The following is a 2,501-nucleotide window of genomic DNA, read 5'->3' as shown; positions in this document are numbered from 1 at the left end:
CGTACCCATCTCGAACACGGAAGTTAAGCTCTTTAGCGTCGATGGTACTGCATGGGAGACTGTGTGGGAGAGTAGAACGCTGCCGGTTCTTTTTTGAAAGCCCTGATCAAGATTTTCTTGGTCAGGGCTTTTTTTGTTTTATGGATATGATGCAATACCAGGGCATGAAAAGCTGTTTGACAAAAATGACTGCAATGCATACGGTGATAGCACAGCTTACGCACACTACCAGTTAGTTGAAAAAATAATTAAAACTCAACTTTTAAGGTATAAAATGGGAAGCCTGACTATAAGAAATATAGATGATTCGTTAAAGGCAAAACTTCGCATGGTAGCTGCCATGAACAAAAGATCCTCGGAAGAAGAGGCCAGGCAGATCCTTAAACGGTTCTTGCTGCAAAACCGTTGTTCGGAAGGGATCGGCTTCAGGATCTCCAAACGGTTTTCTGATGCTGGGAGCGTAATTCTGCCTGAACTTCAGAGATCCGGACCGCGTTTGCTGCCGGACCTTCCTTTGGATTAGAAATAGCGTGGCCTTTGGCATTGAACCACTGAACACAGATTGTTTATTTTAAAACTGGTTTATCGTTACGTCTATTTTAAACGCTTTCTTCCTGTGGGCGTTAATTATCTTCTTTTTTTGACTCCAGCAGACCTTCTTCTTTGGGTTGACAAAGATCTAAGTTATTTCTTAAATAATCGGCATAAAAAATTGTTGTTTCATAAATGTTCAAATAAGGAACTTTCTTATGTCTCAAACTGCCATTCTTCATTTTTCTGATATTCACATTCGTTGCGAGGGCGATGAATCCTTTGATTTTGGCGTGGTTTTTGATCCTTTGATAAATCGCATTAAAGAAGACCGGGAAAATAAAAAGATCGATGTTGAACTTGTTTTTCTTACCGGTGATATAGCATTCCAGGGGAAAAAAGAAGAATACGATATTGCAGCCGAACACTTGAATCGGTTGATGACGGAACTTGATCTGCCTGAAGAACGTCTGTTCATTGTTCCGGGAAATCATGATGTGAACCGGAAATTATATCGGCCAAGCGACCTGCCTTCCTATAAATCCATGAGGGATCTGAACAAGGAACTTGAGAATACGAATTTCAGGTCTGCCTTGTTTAAAGGGCAGCAGGCGTATTTTGATTTTATCAACAATCATTTTCCCCATTTGACGACCCTCAATGAAAATCTGATTCCATTTGTTCAAACCTGTGAAACAAAAAACGGTCATGTTTTAGGACTGCTGGGCCTTAATTCCGCATGGATGTGCCGCCGTTCACCGGATCAAGGAGAGGTTGCCATTGGAGAATATCAGCTAAAAAAGGCCATGGCGCATCTGAAAACCCTTGGTAGAACTAATCTCAATCTGGCCTGTTTTCATCACCCTTTTTCCTGGTTGTGGAAAGACGATCAGGATATTGCAAGACACCATTTAGATCAGTTTGTTCTTTTGACCGGCCATCTGCACGATGCCAGCGGTGGTTTTCAAAATGATACCGAGGGGCAGATTTTTTTGGCATCAGCCGGTGGCGCCTATTTAGGATCGGATTCAAACTATCCCATGGGATATCATTACCTGACCATTGATTGGGATAAGCAATTGCTCCGGTTTGATTTCAGGACATTTGACAAGAGAAAACATATATGGATTCTTGATAGTAGCCGGGGAAAGGACGGTGTGGCTGACATTCCATGTTCATTTGTTGATAGGGCAAACAGCGTTGAATCAAAGGATGGATCAAAGTCCTTGAAACCCAGCCCAGGTGCCGTGAAAAAAGTCCAAACAGTTGTATGTGATATTCTTCAAAATCGCCACCTTCACTATCTTCGAAAATTTTTGGCTTTGGAACTCCACATCACCGATGAGCCGGACAATGCAAATTTGATTGCCTCACGTCTGGTCTCTGGTGAAGATCTTTTAGACACGATAGCTGCCATGGGCCTGGCCGTTGAGAAATCGGTTCGTGAGATTCGGAACAGCGAGGAAAAAAGCAGGGATTGGATTAAAACTACATGGGAAGAAAGTGTCGATATATTGGGACAGCTTGTACTATTGGCGGTGAATGCCGACTGGTTGGACGCTTTTCACCTGAAACCCGTTGAACACATCCGATTTGAAATTCCTGTTAAGACTGATGCCGGTATTGAAGTGTTGTATTCAGGTATAACCGACACGCCTGCAAGATTTGGAGCGGATAACTCTCATGAAAGGAAAAGTAGTTTTATTCAAGGACGCGATTGTATAGATTATTCTATTCCTGAAAGTGGCTTCAATGTTCATAATACGGTCAGTGAAATTGTAGAATCCATAGGTGGTAAATTACTCCCCGAAAAAGAAATAAATAGAGGTAATCTGTCTACCCAAGAGTGGTATGCTTATTTAAACCGCATCTTAACACTACAGCGACACTAAAACACCTAATTTTTTAGCGACAGCAATCTGCTTTTTTCTATGGCTTTGATACGCAATGTAGTTACGTTTCAAATGGTA

General features: G+C 41.8%; 2 protein-coding genes and 1 rRNA gene. All 3 read left to right on the top strand.

Annotated elements, in window-relative coordinates:
- Positions 1 to 88 (top strand): 5S ribosomal RNA (gene rrf, locus Q366_RS20590); the annotation flags it as partial.
- A 186-nt stretch (positions 89 to 274) separates the two neighbouring features.
- Positions 275 to 523 (top strand): FitA-like ribbon-helix-helix domain-containing protein, encoded by a 249-nt coding sequence (locus Q366_RS19075; RefSeq protein ID WP_035242386.1) that lies wholly within the window; start codon positions 275 to 277, stop codon positions 521 to 523.
- A 226-nt stretch (positions 524 to 749) separates the two neighbouring features.
- Positions 750 to 2,423, top strand: a complete 1,674-nt coding sequence (locus tag Q366_RS19070) for a metallophosphoesterase family protein (RefSeq protein ID WP_035242384.1) — start codon at positions 750 to 752, stop codon at positions 2,421 to 2,423.
- The last annotated feature ends 78 nt before the right edge of the window (positions 2,424 to 2,501 follow it).

The organism is Desulfobacter vibrioformis DSM 8776, assembly GCF_000745975.1.
Taxonomy (GTDB): Bacteria; Desulfobacterota; Desulfobacteria; order Desulfobacterales; family Desulfobacteraceae; genus Desulfobacter; species Desulfobacter vibrioformis.
Note: the sequence above shows the minus strand (reverse complement) of the source record. Positions and strands in the feature narration are given on the sequence as shown.